Below are 22,934 nucleotides of genomic sequence, written 5' to 3' on the forward strand. Positions count from 1 at the left end.
TTTTATTGTTTATATCATAAAAATGTAAGCGCTTGCAGTAATTTTTGACTATTAAAATTAATTGTAATTTTATATTTATTCAGTTTTTATGATATACTATCCTAATATTATGACACTTCACTGTGTTAGAGGGGGAAACATTATGATTAAAAGAGAGTACCCAAATGCCCAGGGCCTTTATAATCCCGATCAGGAGCATGAAGCTTGCGGCATTGGAATGATAGCAAATATAAATGGTGAAAAATCTCACTCGATTGTCCAGAATGCGGTTAATATTCTATGCAACCTCGAACATAGAGGCGGACAGTCCTCTGATACGAGTACAGGGGACGGAGCGGGAATTCTGACGCAAATTCCTCACCGCTTTTTCCAGAAGCAATGTGAAAAAGAGGGGATTATTCTTCCGGCAGAAGGAAGATATGGCATTGGTATGATTTTTATGCCGCAGGATTACGATATCCGGATGAAATCGAAAGAAATCATTCAACGCATTATTGAAGAAGAAGGCCAGCAATGTCTCGGCTGGCGGCCAGTTCCAGTGAATGATTCGTTTGTCGGCAAAGTGGCTACAAAAACTAAGCCGGTCATCAGACAGGTCTTCATTGAAGCGGCTGACAATTTGGAAGGACGGATGGACCTCGAAAGAAGGCTTTACATCATCCGCAAGAGAATCGAACAGGAAATGGGTTCTGATCCTGAATTTAAGGATGTCTATTTCAGCAGTTTATCGGCTGGCACAATCGTCTATAAAGGGATGCTCATACCCGAACAATTGGATTCATTTTACATCGACCTCAACCATCCCGAATTCAAATCGGCGTTGGCATTAGTCCACTCCCGTTTCAGCACCAATACATTTCCCAGCTGGCAAAGATCCCACCCGAACCGTTATTCCATACATAATGGTGAATTCAATACATTACGAGGCAACGTCAATTGGATGCGCGCCCGCCAAGCCTTATGCAGTTCACCGTATTTTAATGATGAAGACTTGAAGAAGGTGTTGCCGGTCATCGATGAAAGTGGAAGTGATTCGTCGATGTTCGACAATTGTTTTGAATTTCTTCATTTATCAGGACGGTCGCTTGCCCATACGGCCATGATGATGGTGCCGGAACCATGGGTAAATGATCCGACCATCAAAAAAGAGAAAAGGGATTTCTATGAATACCACAGTACCTTAATGGAACCATGGGACGGCCCTGCTGCCCTGGTATTTACTGACGGCAATCAGATTGCCGCTTGCCTTGACCGCAACGGCCTCCGTCCGGCACGTTATTATGTGACCAAAAGCGGCATGATCGTTCTGGGGTCTGAAGTTGGCGCTTTGGATATTTTTTCAGACGATATTATTTATAAAGACCGTTTACGACCAGGCAAAATGCTGCTGGTTGATTTGGATGAAGGAAAGATCATTCCGGATGAAGAGATCAAACTGCAGATTGCAGCGGAATTACCTTATAAAGACTGGGTAGAACAGAATATGTTCGATTTGGAAGATTTACCGGAACCGGAAGTTCAAGAAAACTATAACGTTACGGAATCGTTGATCAAACAACAATTGGCATTCGGCTACACAATGGAAGAAGTCCAAAAAATCATTAAACCACTTGCGACCGAAGGCAAAGATCCGGTCGGTTCCATGGGGTATGATTCACCATTAGCTGTACTGTCCAAGAAACCTCAGCTTCTTTACAATTACTTCAAACAATTATTCGCTCAAGTCACAAATCCACCGATTGACGCGATTCGTGAACAAATTATCACGGCGGCGCGTACGACAATCGGAGCGGAAGGCAATCTGGTGGAGCCGACTCCGGAAAGCAGCCGTCATATACGGCTCGAAACACCGCTGCTTACAAATCAGCAACTGCAAAAATTGAAATTCAATCCGTTGAGTGAATTTAAAGCAGTGACGCTGTCAATTTTATTTCCTGTTTCCGGCGGAGCCGAAGCGATGGAAAAACGGCTTGAAGCCTTATTTGCGGAAGCGGATGCAGCTTTTAAAGATGGTGCTGTCTTATTAATTCTGTCAGATAGAGAAGCCAATAAAGAATATGCCGCGATACCTGCCTTGCTTGCAGTTTCCGGCTTGCATCATCATTTGATTCGTGAAGGCATCCGCACGAAAATGAGTATTTTGCTGGAATCAGCTGAACCAAGGGAAGTGCATCATTTTGCGGTGCTTCTGGGATATGGGGCTGAAGGCATCAATCCGTATTTGGCGTTTGATACCATCCGGCATTTGATTGAAACAAAAGATATTCAAGACCGGGACTACCTCACGTCTGAAACCGGCTATGTCAAAGCGGTTACCGACGGAATCATCAAAGTGCTGTCGAAAATGGGGATATCCACAATTCAAAGTTACCGCGGCGCGCAAATTTTTGAAGCTGTGGGGATTCGCCTTGATGTCATCGAAAAATATTTTACACGGACATCGTCACGGCTGGGCGGCATTGGTCTCGACATGATCGGGACTGAAGTGCTCATGCGCCATGCCAGAGCTTATCCTGAACAGGAAGGAAGCGACGGCGAACTTGAATCCGGTGATGAATACCAATACCGCGAGAATGGCGAAGACCATCAATACAATCCGAAAACAATCCACACACTGCAGCAAGCCTGCAGAACCAATGATTTTAATGTCTTCAAAAAATATTCAGCGCTGTTGACGGATGAAAAAGCGAATCTCCAATCTTTGCGCGGATTGCTGAAGTTTAAGGATCGTACACCAGTGCCGCTTGAAGAAGTGGAGACTGTTGAAGAAATCTGTGCGCGTTTCAAAACCGGCGCGATGTCTTATGGCTCGATTAGCAAAGAAGCGCACGAAGCGCTTGCTGTTGCCATGAATAAAATCGGGGGACGCAGCAATTCCGGTGAAGGCGGAGAAGAAATTTCCCGCTTCATCCCGGATGAAGACGGAACAAACCGCAGAAGCGCGATCAAGCAAGTGGCTTCCGGCCGATTTGGCGTCACAAGCCATTATCTGGTGAATGCGGACGAGATTCAGATTAAAGTGGCGCAAGGAGCAAAACCGGGTGAAGGCGGTCATCTGCCTGGCAAAAAAGTTTACCCGTGGATAGCAGAGGTTCGTGGCTCGACAACGGGCGTGGAACTGATTTCTCCACCGCCGCATCACGATATTTACTCAATCGAAGATTTGGCGGAATTGATCTTTAACCTGAAAAATGCAAATCCCTATGCACGGATCAGTGTGAAACTGGTTTCTGCAGTGGGCGTTGGCACCATAGCGGCAGGTGTCGCAAAAGGACGCGCGGATCTTGTACTGATTAGCGGATACGACGGCGGCACGGGAGCAGCTCCGAAAACGAGTTTGAAACACACTGGCCTGCCGTGGGAGATCGGATTGGCGGAAACGCATCAGACTCTCCTATTGAATGGGTTGCGCGATCGTATCGTAGTGGAAACGGACGGCAAAATGATGACAGGACGCGATGTTGTGATGGCGGCTCTCTTGGGAGCAGAAGAATACGGCTTTTCTACAGCGCCACTCGTTGTGCTCGGCTGTGTCATGATGCGCGTTTGCCATATGGATACATGTCCTGTCGGCATTGCGACGCAAAATCCGGAGCTTCGCAAAAAATATGGCGGAGACCCAGAACATGTCGTAAACTTCATGCGATTTATCGCTCAGGAAGCACGCGAATTAATGGCTCAGCTCGGATTCCGGTCAATCAATGAGATGATCGGACGAACGGACGTTTTGGAAGTGAATGAAGCCATCGACCACTGGAAAGCAAAAGGCGTTGATTTCTCTGCACTGCTGTACCAGCCGGATCTCCCGGATAAAGTTGGGCGCTACGCTACAGTCAAGCAAGATCACGGTCTGATCCAGACTCTGGATTATCAGGAGCTTCTTCCACGCTGTGGCGAGGCGATAAAAACAGGCGAAAGGGTTGAAGTGTCAACGGCCATCCGCAATATTCACAGAGCTACAGGCACGATTATCGGAAGCGCGATTTCCAGACGCTATGGTGCTGAAGGATTGCCTGAAGATACGATCAAATTGAATTTCCAAGGATCAGCCGGACAAAGTTTCGGCGCGTTCATTCCGCGTGGGATGACGATGACGTTAATTGGAGATTCAAATGATTTCGTTGGAAAAGGCTTGTCCGGCGGGAAGATTGTCGTAAAACCTGCAGCGGATTCAACTTTTATTCCTGAAAAGAATATCATTATCGGAAATGTCTCTTTCTACGGCGCATCGGCAGGGGAAGCTTACATCCATGGTATAGCCGGAGAGCGTTTTGCTGTCCGCAACAGCGGTGCCAATATCGTTGTCGAAGGCGTCGGAGACCATGGCTGTGAATATATGACCGGCGGACGTGTCGTGATTCTGGGCAACACGGGCAAAAACTTTGCGGCTGGAATGTCAGGCGGCATCGCTTATGTACTGGATGAAAGTGAAAGTTTCAGCCAGTATTGCAATACGGATATGGTTTATCTGCAGCCTTTAGCGGAACCGCAGGAGATAGAAGAATTGCGTGAAATGATCGACAGCCATTTCCATTACACAGGAAGTTTAAATGCCAAACGGATTTTGGAGCATTGGGAAATATTCTCCGCTAAATTCATTCGCGTTATTCCTAAAGCTTATTTACAGATCAATGACCGCATCAGCAAATTGCAGGACAGCGGGATGACAAAATTCGATGCTGAAATGGCTGCCTTTGAAGAAAGTAAAATAGCAGAAAGCATAAAATAGAAAATTTTCTTAAATAGAAATTATCAGGGAGGGATATGATGGGGAAAAGCACCGGATTTATGGAATATAACAGACAGACGCTGAAAGAACGCGACCCCGCCGAACGGACGCATGACTGGAATGATTATACGATTCCGTTAACCAATGAAGAAGTTCAGAAACAAGGTGCGCGCTGTATGGACTGCGGTGTGCCGACATGCCATACCGGCATGGAATTGGAAAACGTGACGACGGGCTGTCCGGTCAATCACCTGATTCCGGAATGGAATGATCTGGTTTACAGAGGGCAGTGGAAAGAAGCGCTGCACCGTGAACATTTGAAGAACAACTTCCCAGAATTTACAGGGACGGCTTGCCCGGCACCATGTGAAGGCTCATGTGTTCTCGGCATCAATGAGCCCCCGGTAGCCATCAGAACTGTTGAACGTTCAATTATTGAACGGGGTTTTGCAGAAGGCTGGGTGGTTCCTGAACCACCCGAGTCGCGTACCGGCAAACATGTGGCGGTCATCGGCTCCGGTCCTGCGGGACTTGCAGCTGCGGCCCAATTAAACAAAGCGGGCCATTGGGTTACCGTCTTTGAAAAAAATGACCGGGTTGGCGGCTTGCTGACTTACGGAATACCTGAAATGAAACTGCCGTATGAAATGGTGGTTCGCCGAGTGGAAATCCTGAAGCAGGAAGGCATCACTTTTAAAACAAATGTTGAAATCGGAAAAAATTATGACGCTGGTCAATTGAAAGAGGATTTTGATTCGATTATTATGTGCACCGGTTCAACAGTTCACCGTGACCTTCAAGTGGAAGGCAGGAATCTTGGCGGTGTTCACTATGCCATGGATTTTCTGCATGCCAGCACAAAGAGCCTACTGGATTCGAATTTCGAAGATGGCAATTTCATTTCAGCTAAGGGCAAAAACGTCATTGTCATTGGAGGCGGCGATACCGGTACAGATTGTCTCGCTACTGCTGTGCGCCACGACTGTGAAAGCCTTATCCAATTCGATGTCTACGACAAAAAAGGCGCGATACGCGATGAGCAGGGGAATCCTTGGCCGCAATATCCGAAAATTCATCGAGTGGAATACGGGCATAAGGAAGCTGCTGCCGCTTTCGGGGAAGACCCGAGAGCATATGCTGTCATGACGAAAAAATTTGTCGGAGATGAAGCGGGCAACGTAAAAGAAGTGCATACAGTAAATGTGAAATTACGTATTGATGAAGAAGGTAACCGGGTGCGCGAGGAAATTCCGGGGACAGAAAAAGTGTGGAAAGCGGATCTTGTGCTGATCGCCATCGGTTTCAGTGGTCCTGAGCAAGGTTTGATCCAACAAATGGAGGTAGCGACTGAGCCGAATTCATGTGTAAAAGCTGAATACGGAAAGTATGCGACCAGCGCTGAAGGAATTTTTGCAGCCGGCGATATGCGCCGTGGACAGAGTCTGATCGTCTGGGCAATCAACGAAGGACGAGAAGCTGCAAGGGAGTGCGATCGTTACTTAATGGGCGCGACAGTACTGCCATAAAGAGTAAGCCGGAATTTTTCCGGCTTATTTTATTTTGTAAAATTTTCAAGTGGATATTGTTCTTTGTGCCTAGTTCATTTATACTTGAAAATGAAGCGCTTGCAGGATAATAGGTGCAATTTCGAGCGAAATTCATTTCTTATGTTCAAGCATTATTAGAGAAAAGGGGAGGAAACAGAATGTTGAAGAAATATTCAATCACTGCACTTTTTTCATTGCTATTAATCTTTACTGCGTTTACGGGCGGAGGATTTGCTGAAACGGCAGAACAGCCAGCTATGAGTCCAGAAACAGCATCTGCTTTGTCAGAAGTATATAAAGTAAACAATGAAATCTATGCGGAAATCGCTAAAGTTCAAGTGAAAGTCGAAAAAATGTATGCGGATTACTTAGCGGATGCAGCTAAAGCGACTGATGCACAAGCAAAGACTGAAGCTTTTAATAAGTACGACGTGAAAGTGGAAGAAGAAATTGCTAAACTGCAAGAAAAGACAGCAAGCATGACGGCTAAAGGCATAGAAAAAGCTGAAGCAGCTGGCCTTGTTGTCGAAATTGAATTGGTTAATGTGGAATTTGCGGATCGGGTAAAGTGGATTGATCCGATTAGAGTTATCGACTGGTAAAAGACTATTGTCTTATAAGCGAGTGATAGAGTACTATAAGAGTATATTTCATACTCTTATAGTATTTTTTTTGGGAAGGATGTTTGTTTGTGAAAGGCTTGGACATAATTAAAGAGGACTACCTTGAAACAGTCACCAACAGTTCTAATACCATAAGTCTTTTAGGTCGTGGCGGCGGTATGGAATTTATGAAGCAGACTGTACAAAAAGACAAACTGATGATTCTTTTTCCAGGTGAAGATGAAGATGTTCAAGAGTTTTTCTATATATTGCAAGGCGAAATGGAGCTTACTATAAATGGACAAATATCTAAACTTGTCGCAGGTGATGTAATTTCCGTAAAAAACTTGGAAGAAGTTGTTCAAATTACGGCAATTACTGATGTTACATTTCTATCCATATCAAATGCAATGGTTTTTCACTCACTAAGTGAAGATATACGAGAGCTTCGAAAAATTGGTGAATTAGTTGAGACAAAAGATAGATATACCTATCGGCACAGTTCAAGAGTTTCAAAATATGCGGTGAAAACTGCTTCCAAATTGAAACTGGACCGTCAGCGCATGCATGATCTATTTATTGCTTCCATATTACATGATATAGGGAAAATAAATATCCCTGAAGAAGTATTAAACAAACCGGACAAATTAACGGACGAAGAATTTGGCATGATTAAAAAGCATCCAGGTGATGGAGCTGTCATGCTTCGAAAAACAGCTTACAAGAAACTGGCTGACATTGTCGAACAACATCATGAGCGGATTAACGGCAAAGGCTATCCCTTCGGATTGAAAGCCGACGAAATTCTGCTGGAAGCAAAGATCATCGGCGTTTGCGATACGTTTGATGCAATGACTGAAGACCGATCTTACCGCAAAGCGTTTACTCCGGAATATGCGATGGAGGAAATTCGCAGACTTTCAGGGATTCAATACGAACCTGAAGTTGTGGATGCTTTCGAAAAGGTTCTGCTGCAGGAAGGCAAAATTTAATAGGATGAATTTCCCTTCACAAGACACCTGGCAGAAAATCAGAGTGTCTTTTTTAGTAGATAAAATGTTTAAGTTACCCTGAAATAGTAAATAATAAAAACACAGTGTATTTAAATACTGAGAAGGAGAGATTCCAATGGCAAAACGTTCAGGCGGCATGTTTGGGAAATTAGTATTATTAGGTATAGGAGCTGCAATCGGTTCCGCTATGGCTCAGAAAAAAGTGGACTCTAACGGCACTTCTGCCGGAACTGGATCTTCACAATCCGGAAATATGAAAGAAAACGTGAAGAAAGGTCTGGACCGTTTCAATGAACAATCTGGTGGAATGGTTGATAAAGCCAAGCCATATGTATCGAAAGCGGTTGAGCAAGTAAAAAATGCAATCGACAGCCAGCAGAAAATGATGGACCAGGAAAAAGATATGCTGGATAAAGCGGATAAAACACTTCAGGATGAAGTGGGCAAGGATTCTCAAAGTGGTTCAAGTACGACCAACAGCTCAGGTACATCAAAGCAGAACGAATCCAATAAATCGGGCAGTTCGTCCAATGACTCGACTCCAAGCGGCGGAGCATTTGGCGGCAGCACAGAATATACCGATTCCTTAAAAAAGGGAACTGATGAGGATTCGTCGAAAAAGGATAAGAGCGATACAACTTTCGACAAATAAAGAAGGATACAACATGAAGCTACCACTCGCAGTTAGTGAGTGGTAGCTTTTTTCACTAAATTGACGGAATATTACGAAATAAAAAGAGGAGGGCAATTATGTTTCAATCTTATACAGTAAAACCATTTTACGATGAAATGTTCGAAGAAGATAAGCAGCCGAAGCCTCATTATAGGAATTTCTTTCAATTGCTCCAGCATTTCAGTGAAGATGAGCTGCGCGAAAAGCATGAGACCGCTCAACTATCTTTCCTGCGACAAGGCATCACTTTCACTGTTTACAATAATAATGTAGGAACTGAGAGAACCATGCCTTTTGATTTTGTGCCGATCATCATTCCTCCCGCAGAATGGGAAATTGTCGAAAAAGGGATGATTCAGCGCGCAGAAGCATTAAATCTATTTCTTGAAGATGTATACGGTGATCAAAAGATTCTGCAGGATGGGATTGTTCCAAGAAATCTGATCGAAGAAAATCCTTATTATTATGAAAAACAGGTAAAGGGAATTGATATTCCTTTGAAAAACCATATATTCCTGGCGGGCATTGACCTGATCCGGGATGAACACGGAAAATATCACGTGCTGGAGGATAACCTTCGCAATCCATCAGGGATGTCCTATGTCTATCAGAACCGGTATGTGATGAGGCAAGTCTATCCTGAATTTTTTGCTAAACATTCTGTTCAAACCCTTGAACATCAAATGACCCATATGCATCAGGCAATCCTCGATCATGCGCCAGCCACTCAAAAAGGCAAACCTTTCGCTGTGCTGTTGACACCTGGTATGTACAATTCAGCATATTACGACCATCTTTTCCTTGCGCAGCAAATGGGCATCGATCTTGTGGAAGGGCGCGACCTGGTCGTGAAGAAGAATGTCGTTTATATGAAATCGATCCGTGGCTTGAAAAGAGTGGATATCATCTACCGCCGCATCGATGATGATTTTCTGGATCCAGAAGCATTCAATGAGGATTCCGCATTAGGCGTACCGGGTTTATTGCAGGCTTATCGAAACGGCAATGTCGCCATTCTTAACGGGATTGGCAATGGCGTCGCTGATGATAAAGCAATCTATGCTTATGTGCCTGAAATGATCCGATACTATCTTGACGAGGAGCCACTGATTGATAATGTGAAAACCTATCTTCTGGAAAATAAAGAAGAGCGGGAATGGGTTCTTGATCATTTGGAAGAGCTTGTTGTAAAAAACGTCGGCGCATCCGGCGGATACGATATGCTGGTCGGCCCCCACGCGTCCAAAGAAATGATTGAAATATTCCGCGAAAAGATTATTGAGTCACCTCATCAATATATCGCACAGCCTACAATTAAATTATCCCGTGCTCCGGCCTATCAAGGAGAGAAATTTTATCCTTGCCATGTGGATTTGAGGGTTTTTGTAATGCGCGGAAAAGAAACGAATGTCCTGCCAGGCGGCCTGTCTCGCGTCGCGCTTAAAGAAGGCTCACTAGTCGTAAACTCTTCACAGGGCGGCGGCGGTAAAGATACATGGGTCTTCAAGAAAAAAGAAGAAGGAGGAGATTCCTGAATGCTGAGCCGAGTTGCAAATTCCTTATACTGGATGTCAAGAAACGCGGAACGTGCGGAGAATAACGCGCGAATCCTGGATGTGCAATTATTGCAGATGATTGAAGCATCTGATGAAGAATTGGTCAGGGATGATGATTGGAAACTTATATATGAAATTTGCGCTTCAACGGATATGATGGAGTATATCAAGTCCTTGCCTGCTTATAATGAAGATCAGCTTGTTTATTACCTTGCAATGGAAGAGGAGAACTTTAATTCTGTGGCAAGCTGTGTCCGTTTCATTCGTGAGAATGCCCGGGTTAGCCGGGATCACATTACGGATGATTATTGGGAAGTTTGGAACAGGTGCTATTTGACGCTGCAGGATATGGATACAGAAAACCTTTCCGTTCGCGAAATGCAGCAATTTCTCCAGAAAGTCAAAAACACCGCATTAACTTCGCAGGGCATAGTGGAATCATCTATGTCCCGCGGTGTCGAGTACCAGATGATCAAAATCGGGAAATGGCTGGAGCGCGCCGAAAAAACCGCGCGAATCCTTAACGTGGTTTGTGAGCGTACACTTGCGAGGTCAGCTGCTCAGCAATCTGAAGATTATTATTACTGGCTGGCGGCTCTCCGTATGACAAATGGGTACGATGCTTATCTGAAGGCAAATCCGCCGAAAATGGATCCTTCTCTCGTGCTGACTTTCCTGGTTTCGAATTCAAGCTTCCCACGCTCTATCCGGTATTGTCTGGATCATATGCGGGAAGCGATCGTTAAACTGGAAGACGGCAAAGTATCCCATTATTCCTGGGAACTGTTTGCGAAAATTGATCAGCTGACTGCTGATTTTGATAATTTTAATTTCCAGGAGCTTGAGCAGCAGGACATGATGAATTTTTTAAATGATTTCCAAAATGGCTGCAATGAAATCGGCCAGATTTTCTCTAAAACCTACTACCTTATCGATCCGGACAGCGAAAACTACACGAGCACCCAAACCCAGTCAGCGAGTGCGAAAGGAATCACTTCTATGAAATATAAAATCGAGCACACCAATATTTTTCAATATGACACAATCGTCGACCAAAGCATGAATACAATCCGGCTGAAACCAAGAACCGATGAAGTCCAGCGGCTTTTATCCTACCGGGCGGAAATTACACCTGCATCTTTGACAAAAGAGCATATCGATATTTGGGGCAACAACGTGGAGACTTTCTTTATAGCTGAACACCATCAGCATCTGGAAGTGAAAACAACTTCCATTGTCAGTATCCAAAAGAGTCCGTTCATTCATCAAATTGACTACTCACCGGAAATGCGCGCAATCTTCCATTCAAAATTATTCGGCGAACATTATTTGGCATACTTAAGCAACACTGCCTATACCTATTTGAATCCGGAACAGATTGAACAGGTTGACCGTGAGCTCGGAAAATTCGACAACCCGGTCCAGTACGCAATTGATGTTATGAATTATATCCACGACCACTTCACCTATAACGGCGAATCGACGGATGTATCAACAAAAGCATCGGAATCCTTCAATCTGCGCAAAGGTGTATGTCAGGATATCACCCACGTTATGCTGGGGATCTTACGGAGCAAGCATATTCCCGCACGCTACGTCAGCGGTTATCTGTATGTCGGTGAAAACTCGGCATTGGTCGGTGACGCGGCAAGCCATGCATGGGTAGAAGTTATGGTGCCCGGTGTCGGCTGGGTTGGCCTCGATCCGACAAACAATATAGAAGCGCTCGAAAATCACATCCGCGTTGGAGTGGGACGCGATTATAATGATGTAAGTCCGGTGCAAGGCGTTTACCGCGGCGGCAGCCAGTCTCTTGACGTCAAAGTTTCCGTCAGTCTGCTGGATCAATAAAACCGCAAATTAACTTAATAATCGTTTATCCCGCATTAACGGTCAATGTGGACAAAGCACCCCATTGACTGAAGTTTCTCTTTAATGGAGATTGCTCAAAATCCATGCCATAATGGAACTATCTGGCGTTATGGACGGAGAAGGAGAATTATACATGGACAGCAAGGATTTCAAAGATTATAAGATAAGTGAACCGATTTTAAAGGCACTCGAGGGGCTTGGTTATAAAGAGCCCACAGAAGTGCAGGAAAAAGTGATTCCTGTTGCATTGCAGAAAACGGATATCGCCGTGAAGTCACAGACGGGGAGCGGGAAAACTGCCGCATTCGGTATACCGATCTGTGAAATGGTCGAATGGGAAGAAAATAAACCACAGGCTTTGATTCTGACACCAACCCGAGAACTGGCGGATCAGGTTAAAGAAGACATCACTAATATCGGACGTTTCAAGCGCATCAAAGCGGCAGCGGTCTACGGCAAGCAGCCATTTGCCTATCAGCAGGCGGAATTGAAACAGAAATGCCACGTAGTTGTAGGTACTCCTGGCCGAGTGCTCGACCACATCGAGCGCGGGACACTGAAACTCGACCGCATCGAATTTCTGGTACTGGATGAAGCGGATGAAATGCTCAATATGGGCTTTATTGAACAGGTGGAAGCCATCATCAATAAAGTGCCGAAACAGCGCATGACCATGCTTTTCTCGGCAACACTGCCTGAAAATGTAGAGAAACTGCAGCAAAAATATATGAATCAGCCTGAGCATATTGAAATCGCTTCGACTGAAACACTGAAAAACCAGATTGAACATTATTTGATCCGGGTTGCGGAAAAGCAGAAATTCGCTTTATTGCGTGATGTGACGATTGTCGAGAATCCCGACAGCTGCATCATCTTTTGCCGGACAAAGGATAATGTGGACTTCGTAATGGAGCAGCTTGAAAAGCATTATTATACTTGTGATAAACTGCATGGCGGCATGGTACAGGAAGATCGTTTCGCTGTAATGAATGATTTCAAGCGCGGAGAATTCCGTTATCTGGTCGCGACAGATGTGGCGGCGAGGGGCATAGACATCGACAGCATTACCCATGTCATCAACTATGACATACCGTTAGAGAAGGAAAGCTATGTCCACCGTGCCGGCCGCACAGGGCGTGCCGGAAAAACGGGGAAAGCGATCAGCTTTGTAACGCCGCATGAAGACAAGTTCCTGGCTGAAATCGACGACTATATCGGTTTTGAAATTCCAGAAAAAACTGCCCCTTCAACAGGGGAAGTGCATGCAGCGGAAGAGGCTTTCACTGAAAAGCTTGAAAGCCGCCCACAGCTTAAGCGCAATAAGAACGAGCAGGTAAACAAGGATATTATGAAGCTATATTTCAATGGCGGCAAAAAGAAGAAATTGCGAGCATTTGATTTTGTTGGAACGCTGACAAGCATTCCTGGAGTAACAGCTGAAGACATCGGCATCATAAAAATCCAGGATACGGTGACGTATATTGATATCCTGAACGGCAAAGGCCCGATGGTTTTGAAGGAAATGAAAAATAAGACCATCAAAGGCAAAACACTGAAAGTTCATAAAGCAAAGAAATAACTAAAAGCAAACCGTCTCTTCGAGGCGGTTTTTTTGCATCCAAAATCCTTTTTGGCATTACTTCGAGGTTTAGGATTGCTCATTCGCTTTCCGGAGTTACTTTTAACACAATTTAGGGTACACCTATAATATATTTCCATTTTGGATCAGCCTGCATAATAAGAATGATTTGCATCTTATATCTTATCTATAAAATAGTGATTTAAAAGTTTGAAAGCTTAATATTAGTCTTCTCAAATCGCTTGTTGTATAATTTTTATATAAATAATATATAACTAAAGAATCATAAATGGGGTAATCATATGGAGAAGAGAATTATTATAATCGGCGCTGGTCCGGGAGGCTTGGCCGCGGGTATGCTGATGGCAGCAAAAGGCTATAAAGTGGATATCTATGAAAAAAATGAACGCGTCGGCGGCCGTAATGCGGCTTTAAAACTCGGAGACTTCACCTTTGATACCGGACCGACTTTTTTAAGCATGTTACATATAGTAGAAGAACTGTTTGAGGTTGCCGGTCGGAAACTTGCTGACTATATGGAACCTATTGAACTGGACCCGATGTATGAATTGATTTTTGAAGATCAAAAATTAATCATGACACGCAATGCGGAAGAAATGAAAGCTAAAATTGATAAAGACTTCGAAGGCGGCGGGGAAGGGTATGAGCGTTTCATGAAAGAAACAGGCCGTAAATTGGAAGCCCTGTCTCCGATTCTACAGACCAGAATGGATAAGTTTTCACACATGATTCAGCCCAAAGTGCTTAAAGCATTGCCTGAACTGGAAGTGAATAAAAGCCTTTATGACGTGCTCTCCCGTTATTTCAAAGATGAACGGTTAAAGCTTGCCTTTGCTTTCCAGTCCAAATATCTGGGGATGTCGCCATGGGAATGTCCAGGTGCTTTTACGATTCTGTCTTATATGGAACATGCTTACGGAATCTATCATCCAATCGGTGGCGTCAATCAGCTATCTGAATCGATGGCTAAAGTCATAAGAGAACTGGGCGGTACAATCCATACAGGCAGAGGTGTAAAAAAATTATGGCTTGAAGGCCGTACGGTAAAAGGTGTGGATCTTGAAGACGGAAGCCGTGAAGCCGCTGATGAAGTAATCATTAACGGTGATTTTGCGCATGTCATGACAAACCTTGTCGAACCTGGGGTTTTGAAGAAATATACCCCTGAAAAGCTGGAGAAGAAAAAATACTCCTGCTCCACTTTCATGATTTATTTAGGATTGGATAAAAAGTATGATCTATCCCACCATACGATTGTTTTTGCCAAGGATTACAAGAAAAACGTGGAAGAGATTACAGATTCCAAGCTGTTATCGGCGGATCCTTCTATTTATATCCAGAACGCCAGTGTTACTGATCCGACACTTGCACCTGAGGGGAAATCAGCACTTTACATATTGGCGCCGGTTCCGAATAATTTCAGTGATATCGGCTGGGACAATGAACAGCAGGAATTTAGGGAACTTGTATTGAATATTATTGAGGAGAAGACGGAATTTAAAAATCTGCGCGATCATATCGAAGTGGAAAAAGTGTTGACGCCATTCGGCTGGGAACACGATTATTCCGTATATAAAGGAGCAACATTCAATCTGGGGCATCAATTGACACAGATGATGATATTCCGTCCGCACAATGAATTCGAAGAACTTAAGCAATGCTGGCTGGTAGGCGGTGGAACGCATCCGGGAAGCGGCTTGCCAACCATACTGGAATCTGCCCGCATCACCGCTAACGGAATATTGAAAAAAGATGGAAACGATGGAATACCGATTCTTCCATTGCCCGCACTGGAGGGATTTGCATGAAAATCGCAATAATCGGAGGCGGCATTGGCGGACTGATGGGTGCTTTATATTTGAATAAGCAAGGCCACGAGGTCACGATTCTTGAGAAAGAAAATCGTCTCGGCGGCCGCATGAACTTCGTTGAGCGTGATGGTTTTAAAATCGACGAAGGGCCGACAATCGTTTTATTGCCTGAGATGTTCCGGGAACTATTGGAAGAAGCGGGAATTTCAAAAGAGAAATATGAGTTATTGCTTTGCGATCCGCTGTACACCATTCGTTTCAATGACGGTAAGGTATATACGAAATATCCCGACAGCAAACGGCAGATTGAAGAAGTGGCAAAGGTGTTCCCAGGACAGGAAGAAGGCTTTAAACGTTTTATGGAAGAAGGCCGTACTCGGTTTGCTATCGGTAAATCCGCTTTTCTTGAACATTCTTTTGTTGATAAAAAAACGTTTTTCACACCAGGAAATGTAAAGAATTTATTGGCATTGAAACCCCAGCTTTCCATTAAACAATTGATGGCGCGCTATTTTACAGATGAGCGGCTTCAATTGGCTTACACGCTGCAGTCACTTTATATCGGTGGAGATCCGTACAGTGCTCCTGGTATGTATTCACTTGTATCTTTCAGTGAACACGAGCACGGTGTCCATTATTTGAAAGGCGGTTATGCGAGCATCGTGCCGCTGCTTGAAGAAGAATTATTGAACCTTCCGAATGTCTCTGTCAGAAAAGGGCAAAAGGTAAAACAGATTCTTGTGGAAAATGGAAAAGCAACAGGTGTGGAATTGGAATCCGGCAGAGAAGATTTTGACGCTGTAGTATATAACGGTGACTTTCCGACAGTATCCCGCTTATTGCCGGAGCGGAAAAAGAAAAAATTTGTTCCATCTTCAGCTTGTGTATTGCTGTATTTTGGTCTGAATCAAGTCTATGATGAAGTAAATGTACATCAATTCTTTATTGGAGATGATTATGCGAAACACATGAAAGACGTGTTTACCGACAAGCAAAAGCCTGAAGATCCGGCGTTTTATACATTCCATCCATCAAAAATCGATGATTCTTTAGCGCCAGAAGGTAAAGGGGTGCTGTATACACTGATTCCTGTTCCTTCAGGTTCGGAAGTCGATTGGGCGAATGAAAAAGAGTGGATCGACGGAGTGATCGACAGAATGGAAGAGTTGTCATTTCCAGGGTTGAGGAACGCTATCGAGTGGATGGAAGTAAGGACTCCAACGGATGCTGAAACATTTGGATTGTTCCGGGGAGGAAGTTTTGGGATCGGTCCGACTCTGATGCAATCAGGCGTTTTCCGTCCGCAAGTCAAACCTTTCAATACAGAAGGCCTTTACGCAGTCGGGGCTTCCGTCCATCCTGGCGGCGGTATTCCGATCGTGATGCAAGGTGCAAAGTTGCTTGCCGAGCAAATTGAAAAAGATTCCTTAAGTGAGAGGAGAGGTTCTTAATGGAATTAAGTAAAGCTTATCGTTTTTGCGAAGAAATTATTGCCGCTAATTCCAAGAGTTTTTACAAAAGCTTTTCCATGCTGCCGAAGGAAAATAGAAAAGCTGTTTGGGCTATTTATGCTTTTTGCCGGACGGTGGACGATATTGTGGATGAAGGTGCGGATCCCGTTCGTGAGTTATCTCTCTTTAAACAGGAATTCAATGATTTTCTGGCAGGCAATTTTAATGTTGAAAATCCGATGTGGCTGGCGCTTTCTGATGTCTTCAAGAACTATGACATGGATGATGAAGCCTATGCCAGCATGATTGCGGGCCAGGAAATGGATTTGCTGATGAAACGCTATAAGACAGTGGATGACGTACTGGATTACAGTTATCATGTAGCAAGTTCTGTCGGCTTGATGCTGCTGCCGGTGCTTGCTCCAGGCAAAACGGAAATTCTGAAAGAAGGGGCGATTGCCCTCGGGTACGCAATGCAGATCACCAACATTCTTCGGGATATCGATGAAGATCTTGGCTTGGGCCGGGTCTACCTGCCATCGGAATTGATGACAAAATATAATTTGAATGAAGAGGATCTCCGCAGAAAAACGGTTACGCCTGCATTCGTATCCGTATGGGAAGATATGGCGAAAGAAGCGGAGTATTATTACCAGAAAGCGTTTGAAACAATAAACGAATATCCGGTCAGTTCGAGGATTCCAGTGAAAGGCGCCGGTTTGGTATATCGCGAAATTCTGACCACTATCAGAAAGAAAGACTATAACGTTTTCGGCCAAAAACACTTTGTGCCCGATCAATCCAAGCAGCAGATACTTGCCTGTCTATAAAAAGAAAAGCGCAAGCGCCCGTTAAGCTCCGACACGAAGAAAAAGATATGCCCAATTGGGACATATCTTTTTTATTTTTGTCTTTTTTATCCTGAGAACAATTTTTCGTCAAAAGAGGTCAAACTTCTTCAAGATCCGTTTTGCGACATTATGGCCGCTCATTGTTACCATCGGAGACCCTCCGCCTGGGTGCGTGCTGCCGCCTACAAAGTAGAGATTTTTAATGTCGGGGCTGGCATTTGCGGGGCGCAGAAATGCGTCTTTTTTTCGGTGTGAGGAGGGACCGTATAACGCGCCGCGAAAAGCATTGAAATTCTCCGCAATAAATGAAGGTGTGAAGATTTTTTCTTCTGCAAGATGGCTTCGGATATTCAGCCCATATGTCTCCAGAAAATCATATATCCTATTTTTATATGTCTCGGCGTCGACCTGCAGTTTGCCGTCCGGAGTAAGGGCAGGAGCATTAACAAGGATGAACAGATTGTCTCCGTCAGGCGATACGGATGGATCGGTTGCTGATGAATTGCTGATATAGACGGTTGGCTCTTCGGAATAGCTCTTTTTTTCAAAGAGCTCATCAAATTCTTTCGGATAATCTCCGGAGAAATAAACATTATGATGCTTCAATCCAGTCAAGCGTGTATTCAAACCAGCCAGTATAACAAACGCGGAAATGGAAGGCTCAAAGGATTCACTCTTTTCATTGCTGAAAGACGGGCGTTCACTTTCAGCAGTTAGTTGAGGAAAGGCCGTCAACAGATCTCCGTTCAGAATAACAGCATCCGCCACTGAAGTAGTACCGTCTTCCAACTCTACCCCTGTCGCTTTATTGTCTTTAACAATTATTCTTTTGACGGGCTTCCCGGAATAGAGACGTGCGCCTCTTTTTTTAGCGACAGCGGCAAACCCTTCCGCAATGCGAGTGTTTCCGCCTTTAGCGTAATACACCCCGCCGACCAATTCTAAATAAGCAATCATTGAAAAAGTTGCAGGGGCTTTATAGGGAGATGAGCCGATATACGTTGCATAACGGCCAAATGCCTGAAGTAAAAGTGGATCTTTGAAATACCTTTTGTAGAAGTGGTCCATCGTTTCCACCGGCCGCACCTGCAACAAAGCTCTGCCCAGTGAAGGAGACAAGTAATCCCGCCATGACTGGAAAGTGGAAGGGAAGAAATAGCGTTCCGCTAAATTGTAGATACGGCTGATTTCAGTCAGAAAACGTGTATAGTTCTTCGCGTCATCCGGAGCAAGTCGGTTCAATTCCGTCTGCATGATTTCCGTATCGGAAGAAAGATCAAAATGCCGGCTGTCAGGGAAATGGTTTCTCGTATGCGTAGGCAAAGGAATCAAATCGAAATAAGCGGAAGCGGCTTCACCGGTCTGTTCGATAACCGCTTTAAAAACTTCCGGCATGGTGATTGTATTTGGCCCGAAATCAAACGAGTGGGTGCCCAGTCGAACCGGCATCAGCTTGCCGCCGAAATGGTCGTTTTTTTCATATAACTCAACTTCCATTCCCGCGTTTGCAAGAGTCACTGCTGCGGATAGTCCGCCGAGACCGCCGCCGATGATAATCGTTTTGCTCATAAATAATTCCTGCCTTTCCATGAGTAAGATTGCTTGCTGCGGGATTTATGCATTGCGTGCAAGAGTACAGCAAGCATCGCGCCGGCCTGAAGAGGGACCATAAATGCCAGTAAAGGATTCTGACGAGTCCTAATCATTACATATAGCTGCTGCAAGGATATGAGAATATAAGGCAGTATGAACAGCGGCTCGGCCATTAAAATGCCGCCGATGGCTAAAAATAAAGGAAATACATAAAAGAATACATAAAATAAAGTGAGTAAAATTGCCATGACCGGTGAACGTCCAATTCCTGTATAACTATTTTTCAAAAAGCCTTCCCAGACTTCCTTATTGGTGTCGTACATTTTACTGCTGACGCATTCCGTAATATTAGCCAGCAGCATGCGATGGCCGGCTTTTTTTATTTCCCGGGAAATGTGGACATCTTCCACAAGCGAGTTTTGCACCGACTGATGGCCCCCGATTTCGTCATAAGCTTTTCTGTCGAAAAGCATCCACGCACCGTGTGCTGCTGTCGCTGCAGGAAATGAGGCGTAATTCGCCAATGTCAGCGGCAAGTGGAAGAAGACAACGAAATGCTGCATCGGAACGAGCAATTTACTTAAAAAAGGCGTGACTTCGAAGGCGGGAAAGCCAGACAGTGATTTCGCGTTTTTTTGCTGCAGCAATGCAATAGATTGTTCAAAAGCTTCGGGCTTGAAATTGATATCAGCATCCACAAACATTAAAAGTTCACCGGCAGCCGCCTTTTGAAGCTGATGGCACGCGTGGACTTTCCCCACCCATCCTGCTGGCAGTTCGACTCCCTGCAAAAGCGTAAAACGGCTGTCGTCTCCGATTTCTTCCTCGAGCGATTGCTGCGTCCGGTCAGTGGATTGGTCGTTCAGGATGATGAATTCAATATTCGGATATGTACTGTTTTTGAGTGAAGCAACAAGCGATTTAACATTCCTTTCTTCATTGCGCATAGGCACCATGACAGACAGCAAGGGAGCACCGCTGACTGTCGGCTGTTTGGGCAATGACGGCATGAAAAAGCTATTGAGGATTGTCCAAATCAGAAAAGCGGCCAGGCAAAAAATGAAAATCCAGATAAGCATTGTCTCTCTTCACTCCTTTCCCAGCAAATCATCGAACTCAGCCACATTTTCAGCAATGGCTTCTTTTTTAAGTGCATCCAGCTGATCCGTTACAGTGTCCTGCAAAAAGGCTGTGCGCTCTTTTCTGGAAGTTCCGGCAATCTCTTCTATAGATAAAGATGAACTTTGCTGGATCCATACTTCAGGCTTCTGTTCGTGCCGGAAAGAATAATAGAACGTGATTGGGACTACCGGCACATCGGGATGCTTTTCAACCAGGTAACCGATTCCGGTGGAAAAAGCGAGAGGACGGATTTCCTGATGATATTCATCGCCCTGTGGAAATAACACCACCGATTTGCCTTCAGCCAATAATTTTTCGGCATATTGCAGGGAACGGATGATATCTTTTGGATTTTGCTTATCGATTGAAAAGGCACCGAGATAACGGAAAAAACTGTATTTCTTAAGGTTCTTCTCATGCATCATCATGTGGATATCGTGTTTCCAAACTGTGTGGTTCAAAAGGAAAAACAGCAGTCCATCCCACCATGAACTATGATTTGCAATGAAAATCACCGGTTTTTCAGGAATCTTTTGGATATCGCGTCCCAAAAGATGAGAGAACGATCTTCGAAGCAAAGGCAAAAGGTAAACTGCGAATCCTTTTTCAAATAAACGACTTTTTTTCGCTGCTATCATATAGGCCTCCTTTTCCAGGCAAGAGCGACAAGGAGCACTGCCGGAATTGTGCTTGCTGCGACAGCGAGCCATAAACCACCGAGAGCGCCAAGCAAGGCGAACATACCGATCATCAGCAGATACAGCAGCACCAGCCTCCGCTCGGCTGTGTCATTAGTTATGGCCATCGTTTTACGGCGCATCACCCAATCAATCAGAAGATGAAGAACAAAGGATACAATGAACCAGCCTAAAAAGTTGGTCCAGGGAATACCGTAATACCAGCCAGTATCTTCCCAAATCCAATAAGTTTTTAGCCGGTACGCAACAGGGTCGATTATGAGATCCATAATCACTGCGCCGATTCCGCCTGTCACAGCATAAGCGAAGGTGCCGTTCGGAAAAATCCAGCGCGCGAGCACATGGGACGTTGCAACGACCATCAGCCAGGCAAAGCCGATGGCGATGGGCACACCGAACAGGTTCGGAGCAAAATGGTCTGTATAATCGTACGAACCGAACAGGAACCCGGAATTCGCGCCTGCTCCTTCAACGATGAAGGTGGCAAAGAATATCGTTAAGCCAATGGTGATTCCGGCAGGCTTGCCGAAGCGTTTCACAAAGTAAAGAAATCCGATTGTTCCTGCCAATATGAGGAACACTGCATTGGCCCATTCCAGCCAAGAAGGCAATAAGTCAAAAGCAAGTAATATTATGCCGATTGCATACCAAATCAAAAACAGACGATAAATCCTATCTTCCCATGTCAAAATCATCACTCCATTACAAGTTATACAAATAGTATACTTGAAAACCTCTGGAAGAGAGAGGAAGAGGGGTTCGGCCAGGTGTGCCTTAAAATTTCTGGTAGTTTAGATATAAGTAAGATAGGGAAAAAGAAATAAAGTTTTATTCAATTTTTACTTTCAATAAAGAATATTCGGATAATTATTGAAGGAAATCCTGCACTATAGTATACTTGGAATAGTATACAAGCTTGTTTTTACATTGGGGGCTGTAAAAAATGCAGGATTTACTGCGAAATGTTTCAAATTCGTATAAAGATTTTAGTTCCGGACAAAAAAAGATTGGAGATCTTTTTTTCAAAGAGCCTATCTTCCTTGCCTTTTCTTCAGCACTTGAAGTAGGCAGGAGAGTGAATGTCAGTGAATCTACTGTGATCAGATGGTCACAAAAATTAGGTTACCGGGGTTATGCGGAATTTCAGCATGTGCTGCAAAGGAAGCTGGCAGAGGAACGTTTTGAACAAGTTGAAGAATCTGACACCCAGCCGGCAGTCGAACAATCCTTTTTGGCAAATCTGCTGGATGCGGATATCGCCAGTATTGTCCAGCTGAAGCAGTCCATGGATGAAGACCAATTGCTTCAGGCGGTGGATTACATCGGCCAGGCAAAGAATATATATGTAACCAGTAATTTTTTCGATTTCGGACTCGCACATTTCATGACTTCCTGGCTGAATCTGACACTGGACCATGCGGAATTGATGATGCACGGAGACGGGCAATATTACCGGCAATTATCAGCGTTGACTGAGGAAGATACCATTATTGCATTTGTCTTTCCACGCTATACAAAATCCGTCATCGACACACTGGCGACTGCCAAGAAACAGGGAGCCAAAATCGTGCTGATTACAGATGCCGGAGATTCTCCGGCAGCAGATTATGCAGATATTTCATTGAGCGTTAATGTTAACTCGAATCTGAACATCGACTCTTACACCGCTGTACATGCGCTGATCGCATCAATTATGCGTTTCGTGTATGTCAAAGAGCATTCGAAAGTAAAGCGGAATTTGGCAAAGGTGGAAGCCATTTATTCGGAAAAGGAAGTTTTCATTTGATTGAACCCAATGTAAAGGCAAGCCCCGGAA

16 protein-coding genes are annotated in these 22,934 nt (G+C 44.5%); 12 read left to right on the forward strand and 4 right to left on the reverse strand.

Annotated features, from left to right (window positions below):
* Positions 1-142: 142 nt before the first annotated feature.
* From gltB to AC2Q9J_RS06275, 11 genes are all read left to right on the forward strand, one after another.
* Entirely contained in the window at positions 143-4,729 is a 4,587-nt protein-coding gene (gene gltB / locus AC2Q9J_RS06225) for a glutamate synthase large subunit (RefSeq protein ID WP_499038139.1), read from the forward strand.
* Positions 4,730-4,767: 38 nt separating this feature from the next.
* Entirely contained in the window at positions 4,768-6,255 is a 1,488-nt protein-coding gene (locus AC2Q9J_RS06230; protein WP_499038141.1) for a glutamate synthase subunit beta, read from the forward strand.
* A 179-nt stretch (positions 6,256-6,434) separates the two neighbouring features.
* Positions 6,435-6,878 (forward strand): hypothetical protein, encoded by a 444-nt coding sequence (locus AC2Q9J_RS06235; protein WP_499038143.1) that lies wholly within the window; start codon positions 6,435-6,437, stop codon positions 6,876-6,878.
* Positions 6,879-6,967: 89 nt separating this feature from the next.
* Complete coding sequence (locus tag AC2Q9J_RS06240; RefSeq protein WP_499038144.1) at positions 6,968-7,870, forward strand: HD-GYP domain-containing protein; 903 nt, start codon at positions 6,968-6,970, stop codon at positions 7,868-7,870.
* A 136-nt stretch (positions 7,871-8,006) separates the two neighbouring features.
* Entirely contained in the window at positions 8,007-8,543 is a 537-nt protein-coding gene (locus tag AC2Q9J_RS06245) for a hypothetical protein (RefSeq protein WP_499038145.1), read from the forward strand.
* A 98-nt stretch (positions 8,544-8,641) separates the two neighbouring features.
* Positions 8,642-10,099, forward strand: a complete 1,458-nt coding sequence (locus AC2Q9J_RS06250; RefSeq protein WP_499038147.1) for a circularly permuted type 2 ATP-grasp protein — start codon at positions 8,642-8,644, stop codon at positions 10,097-10,099.
* On the forward strand, positions 10,100-11,971 hold the full coding sequence (locus tag AC2Q9J_RS06255) for an alpha-E domain-containing protein (protein WP_499038148.1): 1,872 nt from the start codon (positions 10,100-10,102) through the stop codon (positions 11,969-11,971).
* Between the two features lie 154 nt (positions 11,972-12,125).
* Complete coding sequence (locus AC2Q9J_RS06260) at positions 12,126-13,571, forward strand: DEAD/DEAH box helicase (RefSeq protein WP_499038150.1); 1,446 nt, start codon at positions 12,126-12,128, stop codon at positions 13,569-13,571.
* A 302-nt stretch (positions 13,572-13,873) separates the two neighbouring features.
* Entirely contained in the window at positions 13,874-15,400 is a 1,527-nt protein-coding gene (locus AC2Q9J_RS06265; protein ID WP_499038151.1) for a phytoene desaturase family protein, read from the forward strand.
* Positions 15,397-16,854: a phytoene desaturase family protein gene (locus tag AC2Q9J_RS06270; protein ID WP_499038153.1), complete on the forward strand. Its 1,458-nt coding sequence runs from the start codon at positions 15,397-15,399 to the stop codon at positions 16,852-16,854. The genes AC2Q9J_RS06265 and AC2Q9J_RS06270 overlap by 4 nt, the downstream gene beginning before the upstream one ends.
* A complete protein-coding gene (locus tag AC2Q9J_RS06275; protein ID WP_499038155.1) occupies positions 16,854-17,684 on the forward strand; it encodes a phytoene/squalene synthase family protein in 831 nt (276 codons plus the stop codon). Before AC2Q9J_RS06270 ends, AC2Q9J_RS06275 begins: the two co-directional genes overlap by 1 nt.
* Positions 17,685-17,792: 108 nt before the next feature.
* Here AC2Q9J_RS06275 and AC2Q9J_RS06280 read toward each other — a convergent pair whose 3' ends face one another.
* Genes AC2Q9J_RS06280 through AC2Q9J_RS06295 form a run of 4 tightly spaced genes read right to left on the reverse strand, consistent with a single transcriptional unit; the run spans position 17,793 to position 21,813 of the window.
* Positions 17,793-19,274, reverse strand: a complete 1,482-nt coding sequence (locus tag AC2Q9J_RS06280) for a phytoene desaturase family protein (RefSeq protein ID WP_499038157.1) — start codon at positions 19,272-19,274, stop codon at positions 17,793-17,795.
* On the reverse strand, positions 19,271-20,377 hold the full coding sequence (locus AC2Q9J_RS06285) for a glycosyltransferase family 2 protein (protein ID WP_499038159.1): 1,107 nt from the start codon (positions 20,375-20,377) through the stop codon (positions 19,271-19,273). The genes AC2Q9J_RS06280 and AC2Q9J_RS06285 overlap by 4 nt, the downstream gene beginning before the upstream one ends.
* 9 nt (positions 20,378-20,386) lie before the next feature.
* Complete coding sequence (locus AC2Q9J_RS06290) at positions 20,387-21,058, reverse strand: lysophospholipid acyltransferase family protein (RefSeq protein ID WP_499038161.1); 672 nt, start codon at positions 21,056-21,058, stop codon at positions 20,387-20,389.
* Complete coding sequence (locus AC2Q9J_RS06295; protein WP_499038163.1) at positions 21,055-21,813, reverse strand: carotenoid biosynthesis protein; 759 nt, start codon at positions 21,811-21,813, stop codon at positions 21,055-21,057. Before AC2Q9J_RS06295 ends, AC2Q9J_RS06290 begins: the two co-directional genes overlap by 4 nt.
* Before the next feature lie 248 nt (positions 21,814-22,061).
* Between AC2Q9J_RS06295 and AC2Q9J_RS06300 the strand changes: the two genes are divergently transcribed.
* Positions 22,062-22,904, forward strand: coding sequence for a MurR/RpiR family transcriptional regulator (locus tag AC2Q9J_RS06300; RefSeq protein WP_499038165.1), 843 nt, complete (start codon positions 22,062-22,064; stop codon positions 22,902-22,904).
* Positions 22,905-22,934: the final 30 nt, after the last annotated feature.

Source organism: Planococcus sp. RAB007_Raresut (assembly GCF_057369535.1).